Origin of the sequence: Macrococcus sp. 19Msa1099, assembly GCA_019357535.2 — a bacterium.
Taxonomy (GTDB): domain Bacteria; phylum Bacillota; class Bacilli; order Staphylococcales; family Staphylococcaceae; genus Macrococcoides; species Macrococcoides psychrotolerans.
The window spans coordinates 658,083-683,977 of the sequence record CP079955.1 but is presented as its reverse complement, the minus strand read 5'-3'; the positions used below and the strand labels follow the sequence as shown (position 1 = coordinate 683,977).

Sequence of the window (25,895 nt, the reverse complement as noted above, 5' to 3'; positions counted from 1 at the left end):
TCCTTAATTTATATACTTATTTTTATTTTTCTACATACCTTTTTCGTGATTAATTTAATTCTAATACACATCTTTGTCGAATAAAAATTAACTCTATCAGGAAACATTTTATTAATGTTATGTGTATTAATATGTTTATGAACCATTTCAAAGTAAGGTTTTTGTTTAATGAATCGTGTGTAATCTAAATTATTAATTACCTGATTAAAATATATTTCTTTAATTCTATTTTTATCAACACTCGTTTTTACAGCAGAAGTATTTAAATAATCATCTATTATTTTAGTTATTTCAATTAGTTGGTTATTTTGAGCAGCCTGTAATAATAATGGAAGCATTATATAATTTGTGATTCTGTAACCATAGAAATTTAATGCTTTATGGAGTTTATTCTGTTCTAAAATTGAATGCACTTTAATATGTGATTCAATTAAATTCATCATGTATTCCTTCACATTATTATTAATCGTCTGAGTTGCAGAGTTATTCTGCTCGCGAATATGATAGTAATAAGCTACATTTTCAATTGTATAGATTTTCTTGCTTTTCACATATGCAGCAACAATAAATTCATGTTCTTCAGCAAATTTAAAGTTAATGGGAAACAATAAATCACGTATTAAATCTCGTTTAAACAGCTTAGCAGTCGGTCCAATAGAATGCAGGATTTCAGGATTTTCTTCTAATGTTTTATATCCACCTCTATAAACCCCATCTAACAGGTAGGTAGAAATTTCTTTATCTTGACCATTTATTTTGTGAACCATCTTCCCAATAACGATATCAGCATCCTTTTCAAGTGCAGCTGCATAAAGTTTTTGCATAGCATCTATAGGGATTGTATCATCACCATCGATAAAATAGATATAATCCCCTGATGATATTTCAATACCATAATTTCTAGTTGCACTAACACCTTGATTTTCTCGGCTATAAAGTTTAAATCTGTTATCATTGATAATTTCACGCTCTATAATTTTTTGTGAATCGTCTGTTGAACCATCATTGATTAATATACATTCAAAGTTTTTAAATGTTTGATTTTTAACAGATGTAATAGTGTCAATGATATATTCTTCTTGATTATATATTGGTATTATAATAGATATCTTCATGTTGCATCCCTAACTTTCTTCATCTATAAACTTTATGAGTCGACTTGTAGCATCTCCATTATTGTACTCATTCCATCTTTGATTCAATTTTTCATTTGGTGTTAATGTTTCATTAATGCGTTTCATTAATTCCTCATTCGTCCGAATGACCTCACTATCAATAAATTCAAAATAGTTATCTACTAACCCTCTTTTTTCATCATATTCTTCGAGATCATAATTATAAAATAGAACTGGAACATTTAAAAAGCTCGCTTCTATCGCTAATGATGAGTAGTCAGTAATAATAATATCCGAAATAAGCAGAAGTTCAGTCGTCGTCATTTTAGTATCCCATTTATTCTGAGACTTTAGATTTACAGCCGGATGTAACTTTACGAAACATTGATATCTTTCATCAAGTGCTGAGAAATCAATTGGTAATTCATGAACTACCATTTCGTAGTCTCTATAAGTCGGTACGTAAGAGACAACTATTTTTTCTACTGGAACACCATGGAGTTTTCTAATAGTATCGTTTTCTTTTTTCCGGTTTAATGTCTTATATTTATCCATTCTAGGGAGGCCTATCCTCAAAAATTTTGAATCAGATAGACCAAAACTCTTCTTGAATATATTTTCCATTACATTAGATCCTACTAGCACGTAATCAAATGTATTATATACGAGCTTATACTGTTTTATTGCTTTATCAGATGCGTTTTTTAAGCTATGATCCTGAAGTCCAAACTTTTTTAAGGCCCCTGCTGCATGCCATGTCTGAATCAGTTTCTGTCCCTTTTTCTTCTTCATTCCAGCTAGTATTAAATAATAAGTATCGACTATAATCCATTTAGAAGTCGACAAATGATAGAGCTCTTTAATAACACCCTTATTAGATTGTGAAAAATTATGATATTTATAACCTTTGATATAATTTTCTAATTTAGGGTGATATATCACTACCACATCATACCTGTCAGGTATCTGCTTTAAGATTGGATCAATATCTTCTTGAAATGTAACATAAATTGTTATTTTGTTTTTTCTTACTTTAGTGAACTGAAATATTAATGAAAATATTGCTAAAATATTTAAATACAAGATTTTAATAATAGTTCTCTTCATATCAATCAACTCTCTCATTGTGTATAATCATAAATATATATTAACATAGATTGGAGCAATATCATGGGTAAAAATATCGTTATTCTAGTTCATAATGTCTATTACATGGGGGGAACCACAAGAGCAGTCACTAATCTTGCGAATATGCTAGATGATATCGGACACAACGTTACAATTGTTTCAGTATTTAAGGGGCAACGTGATACCTTTTTTAAATTTAATGAAAATATTAGATTAGAATCACTAATTGATTATACAACTTTAAATCAACACTCTATTACTGAAATCATTAATAAAAAGATTAGAAAAATATTTACACAATGGAGTTACCCACAATATATTCATCCTGATGAACCTGGCATAAATCAATTTTCTAGATACTCTGAAGCATTAATCATTCGTTTTTTAAAACATTTAAAATGTGATATGATAATTTCTACTAGAGCTAGTTATAATTTATTAGTTGCTCAATACGCACCTGAGCATGTTATTAAAATTGCTCAAGAACATATGTTATTTGAAAAACACTCACAAGCTTTAAAAGAAAGTATCATAAAATATTATTCAAAATTTGATCTTGTGATTTCATTGACACAAAAAGATAAAGACATCTATGAATCACATTTAACTTCGTCCAAGATAAAAGTGATACCTAACGCACTACCTAAAGGATATTTTAATGTAAAGACTGATAAAGAAAAAAGTAATATTATAATCAGTGCAGGACGTTTTGAAAAAGAAAAAGGATTTGACTTATTAATTAAAACTATTGCTTTAATAAAAGATGATATCAGAGATTGGAAAGTTAATATTTATGGAGATGGCAAAGAGAAGGCGGTATTACAGGAATTAATCGAAAAAAATAACCTAAATGAAATTATCACATTGCATCCAACTACAAAAAATCTTCCTACATTACTAGAAGAAAGTAAAATTTATATTTTGCCTTCCAGATATGAAGGTTTTGGATTAGTTTTAATAGAAGCAATGGCTAAACATAATGCTGTGGTCGCATATGGTTGCCCAGTTGGGCCTTTAGAATTGATTAATGATGAAGTAAACGGTTTATTAGCTCAAGCTGAATCATTAACTGATTTATCCAATCAAATATTGAAAGTCATTAATAATCAATCTTTATTCAATACCCTTCAGCATAATGGTTTTGAATTCAGCAAAAAATTTGAATATGAAATCATTCGAAACCTTTGGAAAAATACTATAGAAAGTGTGAATAAAACATTATGAGACGAGTAATAACTTATGGAACATTTGATTTACTTCACTATGGACATATCGAATTGTTAAGACGTGCAAAAGAATTAGGTGAATATTTAATTGTTGGATTATCAAGTGATGAATTTAATAAGCTTAAAAATAAGAAATCATATTATAATTATGAACAACGTAAAATGATGTTAGAATCAATACGTTATGTTGACTTAGTAATAAAAGAAGAAAACTGGGAGCAAAAAGTAAAGGATGTTACACTTTATGAAATTGATACATTTCTAATGGGTAGTGATTGGAAAGGTGAGTTTGATTATCTAAAAGACTACTGTGAAGTCGTTTATTTAGAAAGAACTGAAGGCATATCTACAACTCAAATAAAAAAAGAACTTTATGGCAATTAATTTAATCAAAAATCGCGATAGTCATACGACTACTGCGATTTTTTTCTTACTTTTCTTTTATCATTTAAATTTTTCTTAAAATTTTCTTGATCTTCCTTACTCATCTTTTTGAAATCATTAATAAACTCTTCATAATGCTTCATAACAGTATCTTTGTCACCAAATTCTTTTAAAAATCCGCCCTCAATCCAAGCAATTTTTGTACAGAATTTCTTTACTTGTCCTAAATTATGACTCACAAAAAATATTGTTTTATTCTGCTCTTTAAACTCTTGCATTTTCGCTAAGCTTTTATCAGCAAATGTCTGATCACCAACCGATAATGCTTCGTCTATTACTAGAATATCAGGATTTACAGTGACACTAATAGCAAAGCCCAACTTCGATTTCATACCACTAGAATATTTTTTCACAGGTTGATAAATAAAATCCCCTAACTCTGAGAATTTTACTATTTCAGGCGTAAGTGCTTTAATTTGTTTCTGAGAGTAACCTAATAACAGACATTTAAATTCAATATTTTCCATACCTGTTAAATTTCCATTTAACCCAGCATTAATAGCAATCACGTTGACTTCTCCATATTTTTCTAAGTTACCTTCAGTAGGTGGTATAATACCTCCTATTATATTCGATAATGTTGACTTACCTGAACCATTGATACCGACAAGTCCGATTACATCACCTTCATATGCGGTAAACGTAATATCTTGAAGTGCATAAAAATCCTCTCCCGCTTTACCTGGGATTATTAAATCTTTTAATCTTTCCTTATTAGATTTGTACATTCTATATTTCTTGGTTACATTTCTAATTACTACTGATTCATTCATAACTTATTCACCTATTCACTGGCTTATTGTTGCGCGATTTTCTTGATGTATTCCATTACTTCTTCACGCATTTCTTTATTTTTTAAGGCAAAATCTATTGTAGTTTTAACAAACCCAAATTTTTCTCCAACATCATGTCTAACACCTTCAAAATTATAGGCATAAACAATATCATCTCGATTTAACCTTTCTATTGCATCAGTGAGTTGGATTTCTCCACCTGCACCTTCACTTTGGTTTTCGAGGTAGTCAAAAATATCAGGAGTCAAGACATATCTCCCCATAATAGCAAGATTAGAAGGGGCCGTTCCTTGTGCAGGTTTTTCTACAAACTTATTAACTTTGTATAATCTATTGTCCTGTTCTAACGGATCAACTATTCCATATCGATGTGTATTCTTTGGTTCTACTTCTTGGACACCTATTATAGATTTAGATGTTGTATCATACTGGGCGATAAGTTGATGAATCGCTGGTTCATCAGCTTCAACGATATCATCACCAAGCAGTACTGCAAATGGCTCATCTCCAATAAATTGTTTTGCTGTCCAAATGGCATGACCTAATCCCTTAGTTTCTTTTTGACGAACATAAAAAATATTAGCAAGGTTAGTTGAACGTCTTACTGCCTCTAACATTTCAAATTTTTCTTTCTCAAGTAAAGCCATTTCAAGTTCGAATTGATTATCAAAATGGTCTTCAATTGCTCGCTTATGCTTACCTGTTACGATAATAATATCTTCTATACCTGCAGCAACTGCTTCTTCAACGATATATTGTATCGTAGGTTTATCAAGAATCGGTAACATTTCTTTAGGCATTGCTTTTGTTGCAGGCAAGAATCGTGTACCGAGACCAGCAGCAGGAATAATCGCTTTTTTTACTTTCTTCATTTTACAACATCCTTTATTTATTTATTTATAGCATCATATACTCTTTCACAATTGTTTCTGTCATTAAATTCATAAAAATCTTCTACTCTTTGAACATATTTTTCTTCCATCTTACTCTTATTATCTATCAAATTCTTTATTTCTTTAAATAGAGATTGGTATTCATTAACCACTGGTCCAAAACCATGATTTTCAAATGAAAAATAACTTTTTTCAAAATGATGTTCATCAAATTGATAATACAATACAGGTTTTTTACAGTAACTAAAATCAAAGTGAACACTTGAAAAATCTGTTATTAATATTGATCCTGCTTTAAATAATTCTTGGTAACTCGTATCAAAATTTGGTATCACTACTCTAGTGTCAGGTGTAAAGTCTTTGATTTGAGTTCTAATATCTGGATGTGGGAAGAAATATAATTCATAACCATGTTCCTCTAATAAATCCATCAATTGTTTGTCTTGAATTACTTCATTGATTTTATTAAAATATTCCGTATCTTTAAAATCGTCATTATATAATCTATTACCTTCAGAGTCTCGCGTCGTACTAACTAAATGTTTTCTCCAAGTCGGCATAAACAAAATCTTTTTATCTGAATCTGAAGTTAATTTGTCAAACCTAGGCATACCCGTTAATTTAACTTCATCCTCTGTATAATAATAATTATTTGTTAACATTGAATCATATTCTAACCGTGATGAGGTAATGAGCTTGTCAATATTCTTACTGAATTTATTAAACCATTTAGAATGATCTACCATAGTTACACCATGCTGTAGGAATACTAATTTAAATTTAAATAAATCTTGATAGTATACGATTGTGCTTCCAAAAGGGTTTAATACCCATTCATCAATATGGCTAGAAATAATCTTATCTGATAATAGATGCAATAATTTATGTTTATAACTTCCATAGCCAACAACATTATAACCATTTGATTTTAATGTAGTATAAGTGTCTGTATTTTTACGGACAATAAAGTATTTCTTAATATTATCATTTTTTTGATTAGCATATTCAAGCAATGCTTGTGCATTATCGTCACCTTTATTGATTCTGTCATGCATTAACCATACATCTTTTTTCTTTAAAGTATTAAGTGCATAGTATGCTGTTCTAAATAACACAGCCTTATAACCAGGTTTACCTTTTTTCATTAAGAATTTCATTTTTTCTATTTCTTTTTTAGTATGTTCCTTGACGCTGTATTTTTTAAAAATTAACTTATTATTTTCTATATAATATAATAAGTCTTTAAGTACAGCATACGACGTTTTCTCTTTTTTATTTAATTTTGAAAATCTTAATGTATTTGTCAATAACTTAACAAATGATTTATCTGACTTAAAATAAAATGATATTTCATTATTAGTCACAAAATGTTTTGGAATCTCTAAAATAAATCCATATTTTTTTTGGGTAATTTCATCAAATGAAACACTATCTTCATTTGCTCTTCTAAACAATTTACATGGAAATTCTCCATTCCCTACTTTAGCGATAATTTCAAATTTTTCGATATCTGCGAAGCTTCTGAAACCACCTTCAATAATCAAATTGTCATCTTTAATATTAACAATCTCGACATCTACCGCTTCTTTTGTCAACTTATTTAAGAACGTATTCTTATACATTAAATACACATTCGACTTTCCTTCTATAACTTTAAATGGATTTAAACCTGCATACTCACTCTTCATCATTAGTGCACGCTTCTTATGCAATTGGCTGAACTTAGTAGATATAATTATATCATCATCTATAAATTGCAAAGTTTTCTTAATATTTTCTTTAAATTTCTCATATTCTTCTTGCGTTAACGGAGTAGACTCACAGTCTAATACTCTAAACTTGAATTTCAAATCATACATAATAATATTCTGTACATACCTTGGAATAAATCCCAACTTTTCTATAGTGATATTCAGTAAATCTAAACTAAATCTTTCTAATGTATGATTATACCAATTTCCGTTTTCTTCCATTGTTTGGATTGCACTGCTACCATCTTCCCTTACGCGATACATATAGGCAGCGTCTTTAACAACTCCATACCTACCCGATTCCAAAATAATACTTGTAGAATATTTAGCATCTTCCCCAATTTTACATGTTTCATCAAACTTAAACTGTTTCGCCACCTCTCTCTTTACGTAAGTAGATGCGGCATGCATTAATATAAGATTATATTGATCATAAATATCAATGATTCTTGTTTGATTAAACTTTCTATTTAGTACATGATTCCCACTCATCGCCTCAAACATCTTTATTGGAATTGCAACTAAATCTATTTCTGCTTTTTTTTCATCAAAAAATTGATATACAGCTTCTAACGTATTTTCAGAAAGCATATCATCAGGATCTAAGCATTGAATGTATTCACCTGTTGCCGCTTCAATCCCAGCATTTCTTGCACTACTAACGCCACCATTTTTTTTATCAACAAAAACTACATTTTCAGGATAAAGAGATTGATATTTTTTTATTATTGAAACTGAGTTATCTGGAGTCTCATCATTAACCAATACCAGCTGAATATTGTCTTCGAATCCAATCGTTTGATTTACCACACTCAGTATAGCTTCTTCTAGGTATTTCTCTACATTATATATTGGCATAATAATACTAAATTTAAATTTTTTCATTATATACTCCTTATAAATAATCCAAAAATTGGTTTCTAAACTTCATGTGTGCTTTCGAACCTAAGTATAATAAAACTAATACAACAAACCAGAAATATAATGTATACTCCCAATGCGTTATAATAAACCATTCGTCTTTCAGCAAGGCTGCTCGATAGAAATCAGCAATATAATGAATAGGATTAAGTTTTAATAATATTTGTAGTGATTCTGGTAAAAATCTTTTAGGATCCCATAAAATTGGAGAAAGGTAAAACATTATCCTCATGAGAGATTGAACAATCATGTGGATATCTTGTATTAACACAGCTAAAGTTGAAAACAATAAAGTTGCTGCAAATACAAACATATACCCAGAAAACATCATAATTGGTATCTGAAGATAGGACCAAGTTGGATGGAAACCATAGAAATTTATTACAATTATCACTAAAAATAGTAGAATAATATGTGCGTAAAATTTTGCAGTCAAAACATAAGACGGTAGAGCAGAAAGCGGGAAATTCATTTTAGCTACCATGTTAATTTTATTAACAATTGCCTTTGTACCTTCTAATATACCTTGGTTCATGAAAAACCACATACTAATGCCTACTAGCAGGTATGGTAAAAATGCCATACCATCTACTTCTCTTCCTCCTGCGATACCTTGTCCAAATACAAACCAATAAATAAAGATCTGGATTGCTGGATTTAATATTTCCCAAAGTGATCCTAAGTAGTTACCTGTATTATCAATCCTAATTTGATAAATTGCTAACCTTTGAACCATTATAAATGAGGCTATTTGTTCTTTTATAATACCAATTAGATCTTTCAATTATATTCCCTCTTTACTTTGAAATTCATTATTTAATAAGTTTACCATATTTCCAATCAAAAAATTGTATCACCATAATTCCTCTTCATAATTAAATGGTTTTTTCTTCTGTTTGTATATTTCTAAAAGAAATAAAGGGATTATTGTTATTCTTTTAATTCTTTTAAAATCTGTAAGCAATCTATAAAGCCACTCTAAATTCATTTTTATAAATATAAGTGGAGCTCTTTTGACTTTTCCACTAAAAACATCAAACGATCCTCCCACTCCCATAAATACAGTATTCTTAAAATGGGGCTGATTATAAAAAATCCAGTCTTCTTGTTTAGGATATCCCATTGCTACAAAGACGATGTCCGGTTCAAATTTTTTTACTTGTTCTAACCTCTTATAATCAGTAATATCTTTATATCCATGTTTAGATTTAAACTTTATATTAGGATACAACTCTTTCAAATTAGCTTCGCAAAGTTTGACAGTTTCTTTACTGGCCCCTAACAAGAACACTCTTTTATGTAATTTATTTGCTTCAATTAATATATTTTCCATTAACTCTATCCCAGGAACCCTTTCTTTCAGTTCTGTTCCAAGTTTTTTTGAAGCTTTAACGATACCGATACCATCTGGGACAATGAGATCTGCAGTTTTTAACTTATTCATATATCCAGTATTTTTCTTAGCATAATATACAATTTCTGGATTAGCAGTAACTATAAACAAATTTCTATCAGTATAATTTTCCATAAAACTAACTACACTCTCTGTTACTTCCATCATGCTTAAATTATCAAAATACGTCCCTATTACATTGACCTTCTCATTCGTATTATGATTCATAGCATTCCTACTTTCATCACATAATCATACGTGTTTAATTTACATTAAATTAACGATTTTTACAATCTTTTAATCAAATTTATTAATCATGGAATATTGTCTTACTTTATTCTTTTTAATATATCTATCTTTTTAAAACTATATTGATATCTATTTAATTCTGAATATATAAAAATTGTAATTTATCATTTTACCCTTTATAATTAAATAGTTTATTAATTTGAAAATAGGAAGTGTAACAATGAATAGAATATTTAAATGGATGCTTATACTATTGTCACTCAGCCTGATTGCAGTCCCTGTCGCTTATGGTGCTTATCTATATCATTCAACAAAAACGGCAATCGATACATCCTATAATAAAGCATACGAAAAGTCTCAACTGCGTGATAATACCGTTAATCCTTCCGTAGATAATTTCTCTATCCTGTTCCTCGGTATCGATGACAGTCCTGAGCGCCGCGACAATGGTCAGAAGATAAGTGAGGCACGTACTGACTCTATGATTCTCGCGACATTTAACCGTGATGACAAACAAGTCCGCCTGATTGGTATACCGCGTGATACACTAAGTTACATTCCATCTGTTAAGATGTATGATAAGATTACGCATGCGCACGCTGAAGGTGGTCCTAAAAGTTCAGCACATGCTGTGGAGCAGAAGTTCAATGTACCAGTAGATTACTATGTAAGAGTGAACATGCAGGCGTTCGTTGACATTGTGGATGAACTTGGCGGTATTACGTTCGATGTGCCGTTTGATATCGACGAACCGACGAAGAATGACAAAGGCAGAATTAAGATAGAGAAAGGTCGCCGGCTTCTAAATGGTAATGAAGCTTTAGCCCTTGCCAGAAGCAGAAGTGTAGACACCGATCTTGGGCGTGGTAAACGTCAGATGGAGATGATTGTTGCACTGGCTAAGAAAGCGAAAGATTCAGGTTCAATCAGCAAGCTGGACGATCTGATAGAGATTCTTGGTAACAATGCAAAGCATAACTTAACGTTTAATGATATCAGTGCGATGGCACAGTATTATGCTTCAAATGATGTAAAGTTCACACAACGTCAGCTGCAAGGCACGGATTATATGTATAACGGTGTTTATTATTATAATCCAGTAATGGAAGACGTCTATGATATTTCTAAACTACTGCATGAAGATCTTGAGCTTAAGATGACTGAAGAAGATGACCTGCTGGACTACCAGGTACGTACGCTTTATAATGATCTCATTCCTTTGATGGAGCTGGACAGAGAAGAAGTTCGAGATGCTTATGAAAATACTAACGACAGCAGCGAATCCCCTTCACCAGAGTTTGATGATACTACAAACAGCAGTGAATCTCCTTCACCGGAGCTTGATGATACTATAGACAGCAGTGAAGCCCCTTCACCAGAGTTTGATGATACTACAGACAGCAGCGAATCTCCTTCACCGGAGCTAGATAACACTACAGAAACTGTAGTGCCAGAAAACAATCTTAATAGTGAAGCAACTATAGAAGAACCGATAGATACGAGTATTTATTAAAGGAGGCCCCTATGACACGCAAAACTTATGAGAAGTATCAGCATATTGATAAAGTTTTTGATCGATTAGAAACAATCATGATCGAGAACAAAGACAGAGAGAATTTGCGTAAAGATTTCTTTTACGTGAACGATTATCACCGTCAGAACTATGAAGCATTACTCATCTATTATGGAGATGCCAGCGAAAATCCGCTCATGGATGGCGCCTGCTATATTGTAGGAATTCCTGAAATCTTTGAGCAGCTTAATATATTCGATTATGATGTGCCACTGGATTTCGTATTTGATGACGGACACTTAAGTGAGAACTTTAAATCAATTGATGTGCATTATCAGTATTTAATCGCAGCTGCGCTTGAAGTTTCTGACGTTCAGATCTTCAAACCTTCCGGCTTTGCGATGGGTATGAATCACTGGAATATTAATACAATGAAGCTCTTCTGGCAATACACAGCAATCATCAGATTAGAAGCGCTTTAGACGATTAGGACTTATACACAGTATAAGTCCTTTTTATTATGCTCAACTTTAGTTCTTTACTCGATATATATAGTGATAATGACCAGGGCCGTATCATCAAGATTGGTGTTGCAAATGTTAAGGGATTATTACAAATCATTAAGCTTATATACTAAAATTTTCTGACAGTATATAATTACATTGTTAATAAGTTCATATTAGAAAGGAAACTTACATGGATAATAAATTTTACTACAAAACACCTGCTGCACTGTTAATGATGCTTGCTGGAGGAACAACGGTGGCGCATGCAGCTGAACAAACACAAGTGACACCTGAAAAAACACAGACTGATATCACACCTACAACAGCAACAAAGACTGTACAAGAGACTGCGACATCGCCTGCACAGCAGCCAACACCAGCACAAGCTGTTCCAGTGAAGACTCAGACGGCGACTGTAGATGTAAAATCTCAATACAGCTTGTCTCAAGCAGGTAAAGCTGCGACAACTTCAACATCTAAATCGACTGCGACAACGCCTTCGTCTACAACGGCGCCTAAGACGACTGCCACTCCGTCACCTTCATCTGCAGATAAAGCACCTGCTGTTCAAGCAGATACGACAGCTGAGAAACAAAGAGCGACCGTTGCTAAGGTGAATACTTCAGTTACACCCACGACACCGACTGTAGAGCAGGCAGCACCCGCTCTAAAATCTGTGAACGCTACGACGCAGTCGACTGCACCTCAAACGACTGCTACAGCCAATAAGACTGCTGCACCCGCTTTAAAATCTGTGAACGCTACGACGCAATCGACTGCACCTCAAACGGCTGCTACAGCCAATAAGACTGCTGCACCTGCTCTAAAATCTGTGAATACTACTAAACAGTCGACAGCGCCTAAGACGGCTGCTTCAACACTTAAGACTTCAGCAACACAAAGTAACATACAGGCGCAAGCACCAAAGTCCATCAAGGCACGTACTTTAACCAATAAATCAAATGTCAGAACGTTAAAGGCTCAAAGTCCTTCAAACATGTCAGTAAATGAATATATCAAATATAATAATTATCAAGTTCCTCAATATGAAACACGTTATTTCAAGGATGCACCACAGATTGCCTATCGTAATGGTGTTGCGAAGCCTGAAGGAATCGTCGCTCATGAAACCGCCAATCCGAATTCAACGATTGAAGGCGAGATTTCATATATGTCGCGTAATATTAACAACGCATTTGTTCACGCTTTCGTTGATGATAATAACATTATCGAGACAGCGAATACAGATTACTTATCATGGGGAGCTGGCGGTGTATCGAATTCGCGTAATATTAATGTTGAGCTCGTGCGTGTATACGGGAAAGATCGTTTCAGTAAGTCTGTTAATAACTTAGCAGATTACTTGGCGACGAATCTCATCTACTATAAGTTACCGGTTGATAATGCACATAACGACGGTAAAGGTACCGTATGGTCACACCAGGCCGTTTCAAACTATCTCGGCGGTACAGATCACTCAGATCCCGTTGGCTGGTTTGCTGAAAACAATTATACCTTTAATGAGTTCTATAGTCTTGTACAGGAGAAATATAACTATAAGTTAAATGGTACGAAACCTACGCCTCCAGTTACAGTGCAACCGACGCCACCAAAGCCGGCTGAGACGGTTAAGGGCACAGTAACAACTTCAAGCGCTCAGATGATGGCGCGCGTCAACAGCACGAAGGCGAAAGTCTATGCTTCTGTTGACAGTGCAACGGGTGTGAGTGCGGGTCAAAAGGCCGGCAACACTTACTATGTGAATAAGAAAGCGACATTAAACGGCAATACGTACTATGCGCTTACAGACGAAACGAAAACGCCACGTGGCTGGGTAAAAGCAAATGATACGACTGCAGTGAATCGCAGTGCTGAAACGGCGGTTACGGGCAACTTTAACGTTAACAACCAAGCAACGAGTCTCTACAAGACGCCTTGGGGTACAGCGAGTCAAATTGTTACAAACTTAAAATCACATGTCGGCAAGAAGTTTACACCTACAAAGAAAGTCACTGTCGGAAAGACGAACTACTACTTCGGTACGGTGAACAATTTAACAGGATGGATTAACTTTAACGAACTGACACTGAACGCCCCTAAACCGGTTGTTAAGCCTGCACCACAGCCGATCAAGGTGTCTGCAGCTCAGATGGTTGCTAAAGTTAAACTTCCAACTTCTAAGATCTACGCCTCAGTTGATCAGAAGTCAGGTGTTAATGCATCAGATAAGGCGAACCGTACGTATTATGTGAATAAGAAAGCAACGTATAACGGAGCAACCTACTATGCATTAACAGATGAGCTAAAGATCCCGCGTGGCTGGGTGAAAGCAAGTGATGCTGTAGTCTCAAGCCGTTCTTCAGAAGTTAAGATGAATGGTAAATATAAAGTAAACAGCAAAGCAACTTCGTTATACAGCATGCCAGATGGTACGATAAAACAAGTTGTAAAGCAGTTGAAACCCTTCATCGGCAAATCATTTACACCTTCTAAGAAAATGACGGTAAATCAGTCTGTCTATGTTTATGGTACATTAAATAATATTAGTGGCTGGCTGAAACAGCATGAAATTTCAGTAGACAGAACCCCTGTCATCACAAAGTCTAAACCGGTGAAACTGATTGGTCGTACAGCACCGAAACAAGTGCTGATCTATAAAGATCTCAAAACAATCAAACCTGTTACAAAGCTTGTTGATACTCAAGTCTATGTAAACGAAACTGCGAAACGCAACAACGAACCGTACTATAAGGTAGCAGACAATAATAAGGTACTTGGATGGATCAGCAGCAAGTTTATCAAGACGGTACCGACCGCTACGGTCAGCTGGACAAAGTCCGCACATACAGTGAAGAAACCGACCAGCTATATCTATAATATTCCAAGTGGTGCGAACAAACAGCGTACCGATAAACTGTCTGCTGTTAAAGGGGGTACACTGCAAGTGATTCGCACGGATAAAGTCGGCCGTACGTTATGGCATAAGGTTATCTATAATAACAACAAGATCGGTTATGTATCATCCAGTGACTTATTCACGCAGAACATTACGAAGCTGAAATCACCGACAACATTATCTGCTGCAGTCAAAAAGCAGATGAACCTTGCTAAAGTTCATGCAGGCAGCGCACCTAAAGTTGTGTTTAGTACGTCTAAGAGCGCATACAATGTACGCAACGCTACAGCTGCTGAAGTTACAAAGGCAATGCGTACGCAAGATAAACTAACAGACCCTGTAATGAAATATCAGTTCCTGGACCTTGGTAAGTCAGAAGGCATCAACGCAAAGACATTAGACAAGCTGCTTGTCGGTAAAGGTGCACTTGCCGGACAAGGCCGAGCATTCGCTAAAGCAGCACAGCAATTCAACATCAATGAAGTCTACCTGATTGCCCATGCGATATTAGAGACGGGTCATGGTTCAAGCAGGCTAGCAAATGGACTTAGTATCAACAGCACGAATACTGCGACTACTTCAAAAGGCACGAAGTACTTTAATATGTACGGTGCAAAGGCTGATGATAACAACCCAGAAGTCGGCGGCATTAAATATGCTAAAGCACAAGGATGGGATAATCCGTCTAAAGCGATTGTCGGCGGTGCAAAGTATGTCAGAAGTGCTTATATCGATCATGGTCAGCGTACATTACATCAGATGAGGTGGAATCCAGCAAATCCTGCAACCCATCAATATGCAACTGATATTAACTGGGCAGCGAAGAATGCAGCGATTATCGCTAGCATGTACAAGACATTAGGTTTAGATGCAGTGAACTATGTCATCCATGAATACTAATCTTCAAGCTTAATAGTAACAATCCAAGACCCGAATGATACAGTGTTTTCTGTATCATTCGGGTTTTATGCTGTATTCCTTTATCGCACAGTAAAAAGAACAGCAAGAATACGCAATTCTTGTGGTCCTGCAATTTAATGATTAAAAGGAACGAATAACGGCTATAGTAGTTATTGGTTAGAAACGAAATGTATAATCTATTCCAATATAAGATATCGTTGCAAACTATATCATTTGAAAGGAGTAAACCATGACAAAACAAAGAGAGTTCTATTTCGATAATGCGCGGCTTTACCTCATCATCCTCGTTGTATTTGGTCATTTATTACGTTCATACATTGATGAGAGTCCGTTCTTATATGCACTTTATATGTTTATCTATAGCTTTCATATGCCTGCATTCGTTCTCATTTCCGGTTACTTTGCTAAAGGTATTCATAAACCTGGCTATATTAAGAAGGTCACAAAGAAACTGCTGGTCCCTTACATCATCTTTCAGACTTTCTATGCTGTTTATTATTATGTCATCGATGATGTGTCGACGATTAAATTAAATCCCTTCGATCCACAATGGGCGATGTGGTTCTTGATGAGCTTATTTTCATGGCAGCTGATATTGTTCTTTATTAAAGACATTAAGCCTCAGATTGTGCTGCCTGTAACGTTCTTCATTGGTATCGCAGCAGGTTACTTTGACTTTATCAACAACACGTTAAGCCTGTCCAGAACGCTTGTATTCCTGCCGTTATTTCTTATCGGTTATTATGCTCAGCCTGAACACTTTAAACATGTCAGAGATAAGCGCTATGTGTTATTCTCCATAATTACATTGCTTTTTGTCTTTATCTTCTATATGTGTTTTAAGATTGATTTCAGCTGGCTGTTCGGTAGTAAACCTTATGCATCACTGGAAACACATACACCAGATATATATAGTGGCCTTAAACGCGCAGCAGTGTACGTGATCATATTGATCAGTACGGTAAGTTTCTTGAATATTGTGCCGAACAGAGAGCTCAGATTGACTTATATCGGTTCGAGGACGATGTTCATCTATTTACTGCACGGATTATTCGTCGGTATCTTCCGTGCGAAGAACCTCAACCACTACTTTAATGACCATATTTTCTCTATATTGACGTTTATGGTGCTCACGACGGTCTTTCTCGTCTACTTCTTCAGCCATCGTAAAGTGAAACAGCTCACATCACCAGTAATAGAACTAAAAAAGTAGCTTTAGTTCTATTGCTATTTTTTTATTCTTTTTTATGCGTATAATAAGAGTAAGTGACAGCAACAGAGACGCTCACAATTCTTATTTAAGGAGTTCTTTATGAACACATTATGGCAGACACCGGAAGCTAGAATTGAATTATTGAAACGACTTGTAAAGAATGACAGTGTGACAAACAGCGAAGGAGAACAGCGCTTCCCATTCTTCTTAAAGCAGCAGCTGGAACAGCTCGACTACTTTAAGCATACGGAATCTCATATTCAGCTTGTAGAAACATCAGATCATAAGAATGCTATCTGTGCGCTATATCGGAGCTATGATACGGATCGCACCATTATTATGATGAGTCATTACGATACAGTGGATGTGCAGGACTACGGGCAGTTAGCGGCATACGCTTTCGACAGTGATGCGTTAATCGAAGCATTCAAAGGACAGGCGCTATTTGATGAAGACGTTGAAAGAGATGTGCATTCTGACCACTATTTGTTCGGTCGTGGTGTGATGGATATGAAGTCTGGATTGATGATGCAGATGAGTATATTAGAAAAAGCGACATTAGAGGCCTGGCCGGTCAATATCATCCTCGTTTCTGTTCCGGACGAAGAAGTTGGATCATCTGGTATGAAAGCTGCAACAACATTCTTAAATGAATGGGTTCAGTCCTTGCAGCTGGATGTTAAGCTGATTATGAATTCTGAGCCTTCATTCAGCCAGCTTCCTGGCGATGAAACACATTATATCTATACGGGTTCCATTGGTAAGCTGATGCCTGGTGTGATGGTCTACGGCAAGGAGACACATGTAGGTGAACCCCTAAAAGGACTCAGTTCTAACTATATTATCAGTCGCATCAATCAGGAGATTGAATACAATGCAGCATTCACTGAACATTATAAGAAAGAGACGACCCCGCTACCTGTTGCCTTAAAGATGCATGACTTAAAGCAGGATTATAATGTTCAGACACCGTTTATCTCATCTGCTTATTATAATGTGTTTATCTTCAGAAAGACGGCTGAAAGTGTGCTCAGTCAGTTTGAACATATCGTCCGCCGTACTGTAAGTGAAATTAAACGTGACCTGTCCCACATCATACCTGATATGCCGAACATTAACGTCATCACCTATCACGATTTGCTAAAGCAAGATGATGTCGATATCGAACAATTGATTACTGCTGAGACTGACCAGGAAATTACTGAACAGATTGTTCAAGGTTTACTGTCATCCCATCATCATAATGATTATACTGTCGTCACCTACTTTGCACCGCCCTATTATCCGGCAGTAAATTCAAGTGAGGATAAGCTCGTTACACAGATATCGAAATACGCGATAAAGCAGATGGATAAATGCTACCATCGTAAGCTTAGAAAGATTCATTATTTCAATGGCATTTCAGATCTAAGCTATGTGAACTATCAGGCAAGCATGAAAGATGCGGATTTCTATATGAATCAGACACCTGGATACGGTCGTAACTATAACATACCGTTTGCCGATATGCAGGCACTAAGTGCACCTGTCATCAATATTGGTGCCTTCGGTAAGGATCCTCATCAGCTTTCAGAACGCATACATATCAAGAGTGTGAGTGAAGAAATTCCTGATATCATCGAAAAAGTGATACAGAAATTCCTATGGCATCATTAACGACAATCATACAATGATTGTCGTTTTATTATTTTATACTGTGTATCGACAAGACAGATACACTTTTCATATTGTTTCTGAACATGTTTCACCTTCTGTGGCAGACGCAGTTTCGCGCCGTCCAGAAATGTAATATCTGTATATTCATCGCTCCCCTCTATGTATGTTACATATTTCTGATTAATATACGCTTTATAATGCTGCTTATTCTGATGAACCTGAAAAAATGCCCAGTTCAAATGCGCCTCCATCATAATCGGAATATACTTTTTCGTACGCATCAGAACCCTTGCAGATGATTTGCGTGTTTTAAGCGAACTCCCTAAGAGCACAAGGGTTTCATCGAGCAGTTGATCTGCAGGCCTGTCCATGGTAACCGTCTGTTCATTAAAACGTCTTAACTCTGTACGACCTTCAACTTCTCCATATTGATAGAGATACATTGTATGTATAGATATTGGCAGCTCCATAACAGCACTCCTTATTTGTTTTACAACATAATTATACAAAATCTTCTTTTTTTTGGATGATTTTTAAGCATTTTAAACGAAAAATTAACAAAATCTTTAACATTTCAACAGATTTTGCGCGTTTGTTAATTACCTATTTATCATTTCTTTCTTTAACATAAAGCTATCCGGAAATCACAACAATATCTAGATGTTGAGAATAGGAATCTTCAATGTCATTTGAACAGCTGCTACAAGATAACGAACGCATCATCCATTATTTGATCCACAAGTATCGCCTGCAATATATGTATGACGATATGTATCAGCTCGCCACAATCCGATTATGGAATATTTATCATACGTACGATCCTACGAAAACGCCTGATATGCAGCAATATATCTTTACGAAGCTGAACTTCTGCTTTATCGATGAAATTCGCAAATTGAAACGAGAACTGGATCGTTATGCACCGATGGAAGCAATAGAATCCTTCACCTATATGGATGAATCTCTAGTAGAATACCAGGCCTTTTTAGAGCAACTTAAACCTAATGAATATACTTGGCTCATGCTGACACTAGAAGGCTATAAACAAAAAGAAATTGCACAGCTGATGAACTTGAGCACCTCTTCACTGAAAGCATATCGCAAATCCTGTCAGAAGAAACTTCAGAAATTGATATAAAAAGATACTCATCAGCATGCTTTTCTAGTATAATGTTCATTAGTACTTTTTTGAGGAGGATGACTATGACTGTTGCTAAAATTGGAGATATCATTGAATTTCATGACGGACTGCAAGGTGTGGTCGAAAAAATCAATGAAAATTCTGTGATCGTTGACTGTACGTACATGGAAAACTTTGAAAAGCTTGAAATACCAGAAAGAACTGTAATCAACCATAAACGCTATAAGATTATTCACGAGGCATAGCCGTGAAAAAAATTGACCACGCGCTTGTTGTATTATTTGCGATTTATGCTTTCATGCATGTGGTACTCTTTTTGTTACGTGATGAAGCACAGGTCTTCTGGCATGTCTATACCGGCCTTTTGCTCTTTTCATCGCTTGGCTATATCTTCTATGAGCGTAATATCACATCGAAACGACTGATGACGTCAATCGGTGCGGGACTGATAACGAGCGTTATTATCGTCTTGATATATCGTATCCTGCTACAGCTGAATTTCGCATTATCATTTACTGCACTACTGCGTGAGCTTGTAGCAATGGGTGTGTACTATAAATGGCAGCTCATCATCACATTGATTGTTGCCGTTCCATTACATGAACTATTCATGCGTGCACTCCTGCAGGATAATATGACACGTTACATGCACCCTATACTTGCCGGTGTCATCAGTAGTCTATTATCCGCCTTGCTGTTTAGCTATGCCGTCGACCTAGAAGTTGTCGTTATACTATTTATCATCCAGCTCATATTATCATTCAGCTATCTTTATACGAAACGACTGATAACGCCTGTTCTCGGTGCAGTAACAGCAATTATTACGCTCATCATCTATGGACAATAATCGCAATGAAAAAGTCTGACCTTAAGAAATTATACGATTTCTTAAGGTCAGACTTTTTATTGTATTTGTTCACTGTATTGTCTATATTCTTTCTCGTCATAATAGACTTTCTCCATCAGGTTCGGATCATTTGGGTATAGATCGATACTTACAGGAGCGACATCCTTTTTAATATATTCAAAGGAATTCGTGCGTTCCTTAAATTCCAGATCCACTTGTGTTAAGTGTTCTTGACCTGAAGTATAGATGATCTCTCTCTCTGTGTCCTGTAGTCTTTCATTACTGTTGGTAATAATTAAATCCAGTCCTTCTGTACGCAGATGGCCATCTCTTTCAATCGTCTGAATATCTCCATTATGCAAGCCAATGACGAAATCCGGATTCTCCTCATCATACAGATAACGTATCCATGTGCGTATAGCATTGACTGGGTGCTCCACTTCAATATCTTCAATGATATCTGTAACATCTCCTATCTCGCTTATCGCAATGACTGCAATCTTGATGCCTTTAATTGTCTTGATAATATAGGGTTTGTTATAGTAAGGTTCCTTCGTTCGTGAATTGATGATATTCACCGAAATAAAAGGAAAATCGCTTAGACTCTGTGAGCGGTTGAAGTACATTCTGCCGAGCTTAAAGTCATGGATACTGATATTGCTGGCATCATAATGCATCGCATTCATTATCGTAATCTGAGGATTTCTTCTGAATGATCGATGCGCTGCAAAGTATTCCGCAGCATAAGAACCCGTTAATGTCTGTCCATTATTCAATAGCAACAGATCATCGCCTGTACGACGCATTCTTACAAACGTCGCTGCTTTTATCAATCCAGGATGATTGCTTTCACTGAACATTCTCCCGCATATATCGCTTGTTATGATAATATGTATATTAATGATTCCTTTCTTCATGAAATCCCCTGCCCTTATTAAATAATTACTGTGGAGTGCCTATGAAAAATATAAAAAAGTACGTACTTTATCATTTTATACTATTTATCCTGATGAATATACTCATAACTTATTCGCTTGCAGAATTAGAAAAAGAAAAGCTTAACGATGAACTAAGACGCTCAATCAATATTTATAGTAATCAAGTTGATTCATTCATCAATGAGTCCCTGTCTATCAACGATAATCTTACGACGGCATTTCAGTATACAAGCGCTGTCACAAAAAGAATGGACGAGATTAAGCATAATGATCCTCGCATCATCAACATCTATATACTAGATGATACGAGCACGATTCTTCATGCAACTTCAAAGATGCGAGTGGGGAGTAAATTGAAATCGCGCGCATTCTTTATGGGAAATGTTCAGCCGAATTCGAACCACGCTTCAATTAGCAATGTCACAAAAAATGAATTTAATAAGAAGGTCTTCTACATTTCAAGAAGCGTGAACAAATTAAATCAGCAGTATATCATCACGATGGAAATCGATGTGAATACGATTGGCGCGGTTATCGATTCCCTACAGAAGGATACGACCGTCACTATCAAAGATTTTGATGATCAGATCATCTTCCAGTCCATCAATCCACACAGAAATTCTATTTCTGCAAGCGAAAAGTTCTTTAAAGTACCATGGGAAATCACACTGACGACAAATAGGAATATTTATTATGATGTCTATAGCACTGCGCTTATCTATACGCTTATCGCATCTTTGATCTTCTTAACATTACACCTACTATATATCAGCTACAGAAATAAACGTGCTAACGAAAAGGTACTTGAAGATATCAACACGCAGCGTAAAGAAATTATCGGGTTGCTGGCTGCCAATACTGCACATGAAATCAAGAACCCGCTGACCTCAATAAAGGGCTTCGTTGAGTTACTTGAACTGCAGTACGATCCTAAACATAATAACCAGAAGTTCCATATCGTTAAAAGCGAGCTCGAACGTATCAATCTCATCGTCAGCCAATTCCTGCTGCTTGGTAAACCGACAACAGTCGATACAGAACGTGTGGATGCCCGAGAAATAATACGTGATATCTTAAACTTTCTGGATTACGACCTGGCTATTCATAATATTATGGTCGTAAAACAGTTTACAGATGAACCGACATTCATCAGTGTTTCTAAAGATCAGTTCAAACAAGCGCTCATCAACTTGATCCAGAATGCCAAAGATGCAATGGTACATGCAGACCCCGCAATACTTAAGATTACGGTTGAGAATGCCAATGGATTTACTGTCATCCGCTTTATCGATAATGGTGAAGGCATGGATAAAGACGTGCAGCAAGAACTCTTCAACCCCTTCTTTACGACAAAACTGCACGGCACGGGGCTCGGTCTACCGATAACTAAAAGTATCGTTGATGCCCATCACGGTTTCATTGAAGTGGTATCAAGGAAACAAAAAGGTACGACATTCATTATTTCTTTCCCGACAGTACAATAAAAACCCGAATGATATGAAGAAAGACATTTCTTCTTATCATTCGGGTTTTTATTATTATGTGCTGCTTAACTTAACGATCGATCATCCAATCATGATACGTTCTTTCGGATATCTGAACTTCTCTGGTTCAGCCTTGCCACCGAGCATAATAATGAACGAAATCAATCCGACACGTCCGATAAACATCAAGACCATGATGACTAGCTTACTCAAGTTAGACAGATCCGCAGTAATGCCAAGAGAAAGCCCACACGTACCAAATGCACTCATCACCTCGAAGAAGATTTCAAGCAGTCCATATTTACCATTTTCAAATGATAATATAAGCAGCAGTCCGTTGAAACAAATTAACGTCGCAAGCACCATAACGGCAAATGCACGGTTAATATCGATCGGGTCAATCTCTTTGTTGAAGACTTTAATAGAGTTTCTTCCATTGCTATAGTTGATAAGAAATAGTATCAGAATCGCAAATGTCGTCGTTCTGATTCCACCACCTACCGAACTAGGACTCGACCCGATGAACATCAGACCAGACATAAAGAACTGTGTGGCATCTGTCAGCTGTGTCAAGTCGATTGTCGTAAGTCCTGCGCTACGTGTCGTTGCTGACTGGAACATCGCATAAAATAAAGCTTTATGCCACGAAATGGACTTAAAGGCATGATGGTATTCAAACACATAGATGGTCAGTGTCCCAAGGATAAATAACAGCATATATGTGACGATCGTCAGCTTAGCAAAGAGACTGAGGCGAAAGTTCGGTATCTTGTTCGTCAAATAACTCTTAACTTCGATGAGTACAGGAAATCCGATGGCTCCTAGTACAATGAGGAACATCGTTATCGTCTGTACGAAGTAATCATTTGCATAAGAGTTTAAACTGTCTCCAGTAATGTCCAGTCCGCCATTGGTCGTAGCAGATACTGCTGCAAACATCCCGTGGAACAGCGCCTTTGTAATGCTATCCATATCCTTATAGAAATAAAAAGCTAGCATTAATGCACCGCACAGCTCAATTACAAGCATCGTCTTCACAATCTCAAGAATTAATGTTACGACGCCACTCATCTTATACTGATTATGATCGACCATAATGAGCTGACGTTCGCGCATCCCAATCTTCTTACCAAGGATAACCCAAAGAAGCGTTCCCATCGCCATAACCCCGATACCCCCGAGATTCAGTATGAAAATAATTATCATCTGTCCGAATGTCGAATATGTATCCACGATGGATACAGGGGACAACCCTGTCACACTAATACCTGAAACTGCGACAAACAGCGAATCAATATATGAAATTGTAATCCCTTCTTTATGTACGTATGGAATACGCAACAATAAGAATGAAATAAATATTGCAACAAGATAATAGAGTACAATACCTTGCTGTGGTGTAAGCCGCATCAATAGCTTCGTCATCATCATTCTTCCTTACTTTAATTTAAGTTTAATCGTCTTTTTGATACCTTGTCTTTCAAGCTTAACCGTTAACGTTTCGCCTATCTTCTTATCGTTGAACAATACTTTTCTGAAGTGGATCTTATCTTCAATCTTCGTCTGATCAAGATGTGTTATAACGTCACCCTGCATAAGACCTGCCTGCTGTGCGACAGATGCTGCTTCTACTTGCATGATCTGCACACCTTGTTTCAAGTTTCCGGTATATTCAGCTGAAGCTAAATCTTCTACGCTGATCCCCAGTTTCGGACGCTTGATTGAACCGCTCTTTTCTAGAGCTTTAATATGTTTCTTGACATCATTTGCAGGTATAGAAAAGGCAATCCCTTCGACACCGTTCATCGTAATCTTAAGTGAATTCAGTCCAACCATCTCACCCTTATCATTAAACAAGGCACCTCCTGAATTACCCGGATTGATGGCAGCGTCAGTCTGAAGGACATCCATTGACCAGTCATACTCATTATCGCCATCAATATCCACAGGTACCGTTCTATCGAGCCCAGAGATGATTCCGCTTGTTACACTTCCTGCAAATATTTTGCCAAGGGGACTACCTAGCGCCAGCACATGCTCTCCTGCTTCAAGTTTACTGCTATCACCAAAAGTAACGGTAGATTTCAGATTCCCTTTAGGTATTCTGATCACTGCGATATCGGTCCATATGTCCTTGCCGACAAGCGTCGCCTTTTCCTTTAGTTTTCCTTGTGTCACTTCAATTGTGGGTGCTTTTGCCACAACATGATGGTTCGTTACGATATATGCATATTTTTCATCGAGCTTATAGATAACGCCACTGCCGATGCCTGTTTCCTCAGGTGCCTTTTCAGAAGCCTGTGCATCGATAGGTTCATCTGCTGATGCCTTTTGCAGATTTGTAACCGTTACGACCGTATCCTTATGCTTTGCAATCCATTCCGTCTGAGTAAGCGCCGCTTCTTCCTGTGGCTTATCTTTTTGCTGGAACATCTTTGGTAATAACAGTGCAGCTAGCATTATTCCTACAAGAATACCCATAAGTAATGGTAATAACCATCTAAAGCTGCTTCCAGAGACTTCTTCTGCCAATGGTTCGGTAGACGTTTCGTGTGCTTTCACTTCTTGTTCAGATGCTTTTTCAGGCATTCCAGGCGTTTCCGTTTCAACTGTTTCCTCAGCAGGCGTCTCTTTGGTTTCATCCTGTGGTTGTTGTGAGAGGGTTTCCGTGACCGGTGGAATAGCCACACCTTCATCCACTGTATCCTTAGTATCAGGTTCAATGATTAATTTTTCTTCATCTCTCTTATGCAGATACGGAAATATATGGCGTTTACCCTGCCCCTCATAAAATAGGCGTTTCGGTCTTCTATAATCTCTTCTTTTTATCGTAATCTTCTTCATCGCTGCCTCCACTAAAAAAACT

The 25,895-nt window shown here is 36.0% G+C and carries 22 protein-coding genes; 11 read left to right on the top strand and 11 right to left on the bottom strand.

What is annotated here, in order from left to right:
• Nucleotides 1-8: 8 nt before the first annotated feature.
• Together KYI10_03545 and KYI10_03540 are read right to left on the bottom strand one after the other, a co-directional pair.
• Nucleotides 9-1,115 carry a glycosyltransferase family 2 protein gene (locus KYI10_03545; GenBank protein QYA33517.1) on the bottom strand — a complete coding sequence of 369 codons (1,107 nt, stop codon included), beginning with the start codon at nt 1,113-1,115 and terminating at the stop codon, nt 9-11.
• Nucleotides 1,116-1,124: 9 nt separating this feature from the next.
• Nucleotides 1,125-2,222 carry a CDP-glycerol glycerophosphotransferase family protein gene (locus KYI10_03540; GenBank protein ID QYA33516.1) on the bottom strand — a complete coding sequence of 366 codons (1,098 nt, stop codon included), beginning with the start codon at nt 2,220-2,222 and terminating at the stop codon, nt 1,125-1,127.
• Between the two features lie 63 nt (nt 2,223-2,285).
• Between KYI10_03540 and KYI10_03535 the strand changes: the two genes are divergently transcribed.
• Both KYI10_03535 and tagD read left to right on the top strand, forming a co-directional pair.
• Nucleotides 2,286-3,467, top strand: a complete 1,182-nt coding sequence (locus tag KYI10_03535) for a glycosyltransferase family 4 protein (protein ID QYA33515.1) — start codon at nt 2,286-2,288, stop codon at nt 3,465-3,467.
• Complete coding sequence (gene tagD / locus KYI10_03530; GenBank protein QYA33514.1) at nt 3,464-3,853, top strand: glycerol-3-phosphate cytidylyltransferase; 390 nt, start codon at nt 3,464-3,466, stop codon at nt 3,851-3,853. Before KYI10_03535 ends, tagD begins: the two co-directional genes overlap by 4 nt.
• A 29-nt stretch (nt 3,854-3,882) precedes the next feature.
• Here tagD and tagH read toward each other — a convergent pair whose 3' ends face one another.
• From tagH to KYI10_03505, 5 genes are all read right to left on the bottom strand, one after another.
• Entirely contained in the window at nt 3,883-4,686 is an 804-nt protein-coding gene (gene tagH, locus KYI10_03525; GenBank protein ID QYA33513.1) for a teichoic acids export ABC transporter ATP-binding subunit TagH, read from the bottom strand.
• A gap of 23 nt (nt 4,687-4,709) precedes the next feature.
• Nucleotides 4,710-5,579 carry a UTP--glucose-1-phosphate uridylyltransferase GalU gene (galU, locus tag KYI10_03520; protein ID QYA33512.1) on the bottom strand — a complete coding sequence of 290 codons (870 nt, stop codon included), beginning with the start codon at nt 5,577-5,579 and terminating at the stop codon, nt 4,710-4,712.
• Between the two features lie 17 nt (nt 5,580-5,596).
• Nucleotides 5,597-8,236 (bottom strand): CDP-glycerol glycerophosphotransferase family protein, encoded by a 2,640-nt coding sequence (locus KYI10_03515; protein ID QYA33511.1) that lies wholly within the window; start codon nt 8,234-8,236, stop codon nt 5,597-5,599.
• A 10-nt stretch (nt 8,237-8,246) separates the two neighbouring features.
• Nucleotides 8,247-9,056, bottom strand: a complete 810-nt coding sequence (locus KYI10_03510) for an ABC transporter permease (GenBank protein QYA33510.1) — start codon at nt 9,054-9,056, stop codon at nt 8,247-8,249.
• Nucleotides 9,057-9,125: 69 nt separating this feature from the next.
• Nucleotides 9,126-9,893, bottom strand: coding sequence for a WecB/TagA/CpsF family glycosyltransferase (locus tag KYI10_03505; protein QYA33509.1), 768 nt, complete (start codon nt 9,891-9,893; stop codon nt 9,126-9,128).
• Between the two features lie 241 nt (nt 9,894-10,134).
• On the opposite strand from KYI10_03505, the gene KYI10_03500 reads away from it, so the two are divergent.
• The 5 genes from KYI10_03500 (at nt 10,135) to KYI10_03480 (ending at nt 18,619) form a co-directional block, all read left to right on the top strand.
• Nucleotides 10,135-11,427 carry an LCP family protein gene (locus tag KYI10_03500; GenBank protein ID QYA33508.1) on the top strand — a complete coding sequence of 431 codons (1,293 nt, stop codon included), beginning with the start codon at nt 10,135-10,137 and terminating at the stop codon, nt 11,425-11,427.
• Between the two features lie 11 nt (nt 11,428-11,438).
• Nucleotides 11,439-11,909 carry a DUF2538 family protein gene (locus tag KYI10_03495; protein ID QYA33507.1) on the top strand — a complete coding sequence of 157 codons (471 nt, stop codon included), beginning with the start codon at nt 11,439-11,441 and terminating at the stop codon, nt 11,907-11,909.
• A 214-nt stretch (nt 11,910-12,123) separates the two neighbouring features.
• The gene (locus tag KYI10_03490) at nt 12,124-15,729 is read left to right on the top strand and encodes a GW dipeptide domain-containing protein (GenBank protein QYA33506.1); all 3,606 of its coding nucleotides are present in this window, start codon (nt 12,124-12,126) and stop codon (nt 15,727-15,729) included.
• Between the two features lie 250 nt (nt 15,730-15,979).
• The gene (locus tag KYI10_03485) at nt 15,980-16,963 is read left to right on the top strand and encodes an acyltransferase family protein (protein QYA33505.1); all 984 of its coding nucleotides are present in this window, start codon (nt 15,980-15,982) and stop codon (nt 16,961-16,963) included.
• Between the two features lie 99 nt (nt 16,964-17,062).
• Nucleotides 17,063-18,619: a M20/M25/M40 family metallo-hydrolase gene (locus KYI10_03480; protein QYA33504.1), complete on the top strand. Its 1,557-nt coding sequence runs from the start codon at nt 17,063-17,065 to the stop codon at nt 18,617-18,619.
• Here the strand turns inward: KYI10_03480 and KYI10_03475 are convergent.
• A complete protein-coding gene (locus tag KYI10_03475; protein QYA33503.1) occupies nt 18,616-19,089 on the bottom strand; it encodes a competence protein ComK in 474 nt (157 codons plus the stop codon). The two genes, KYI10_03480 and KYI10_03475, sit on opposite strands and share 4 nt — an antisense overlap.
• Nucleotides 19,090-19,301: 212 nt before the next feature.
• Between KYI10_03475 and KYI10_03470 the strand changes: the two genes are divergently transcribed.
• The 3 genes from KYI10_03470 (at nt 19,302) to KYI10_03460 (ending at nt 20,607) form a co-directional block, all read left to right on the top strand.
• Entirely contained in the window at nt 19,302-19,757 is a 456-nt protein-coding gene (locus KYI10_03470) for a sigma-70 family RNA polymerase sigma factor (protein QYA33502.1), read from the top strand.
• A 65-nt stretch (nt 19,758-19,822) separates the two neighbouring features.
• Nucleotides 19,823-20,005, top strand: coding sequence for a DUF2187 family protein (locus KYI10_03465; GenBank protein QYA33501.1), 183 nt, complete (start codon nt 19,823-19,825; stop codon nt 20,003-20,005).
• Between the two features lie 2 nt (nt 20,006-20,007).
• Nucleotides 20,008-20,607 carry a CPBP family glutamic-type intramembrane protease gene (locus KYI10_03460; protein ID QYA33500.1) on the top strand — a complete coding sequence of 200 codons (600 nt, stop codon included), beginning with the start codon at nt 20,008-20,010 and terminating at the stop codon, nt 20,605-20,607.
• A gap of 56 nt (nt 20,608-20,663) precedes the next feature.
• On the opposite strand, the gene KYI10_03455 is transcribed toward KYI10_03460, so the two are convergent.
• Nucleotides 20,664-21,524 carry a hypothetical protein gene (locus KYI10_03455; GenBank protein QYA33499.1) on the bottom strand — a complete coding sequence of 287 codons (861 nt, stop codon included), beginning with the start codon at nt 21,522-21,524 and terminating at the stop codon, nt 20,664-20,666.
• Nucleotides 21,525-21,565: 41 nt separating this feature from the next.
• Between KYI10_03455 and KYI10_03450 the strand changes: the two genes are divergently transcribed.
• Complete coding sequence (locus KYI10_03450) at nt 21,566-23,029, top strand: ATP-binding protein (GenBank protein ID QYA33498.1); 1,464 nt, start codon at nt 21,566-21,568, stop codon at nt 23,027-23,029.
• Between the two features lie 81 nt (nt 23,030-23,110).
• Here KYI10_03450 and KYI10_03445 read toward each other — a convergent pair whose 3' ends face one another.
• Together KYI10_03445 and KYI10_03440 are read right to left on the bottom strand one after the other, a co-directional pair.
• The gene (locus KYI10_03445) at nt 23,111-24,460 is read right to left on the bottom strand and encodes a TrkH family potassium uptake protein (protein ID QYA33497.2); all 1,350 of its coding nucleotides are present in this window, start codon (nt 24,458-24,460) and stop codon (nt 23,111-23,113) included.
• Nucleotides 24,461-24,466: 6 nt separating this feature from the next.
• Nucleotides 24,467-25,873, bottom strand: a complete 1,407-nt coding sequence (locus KYI10_03440; protein QYA33496.1) for a trypsin-like peptidase domain-containing protein — start codon at nt 25,871-25,873, stop codon at nt 24,467-24,469.
• Between the last annotated feature and the right edge of the window lie 22 nt (nt 25,874-25,895).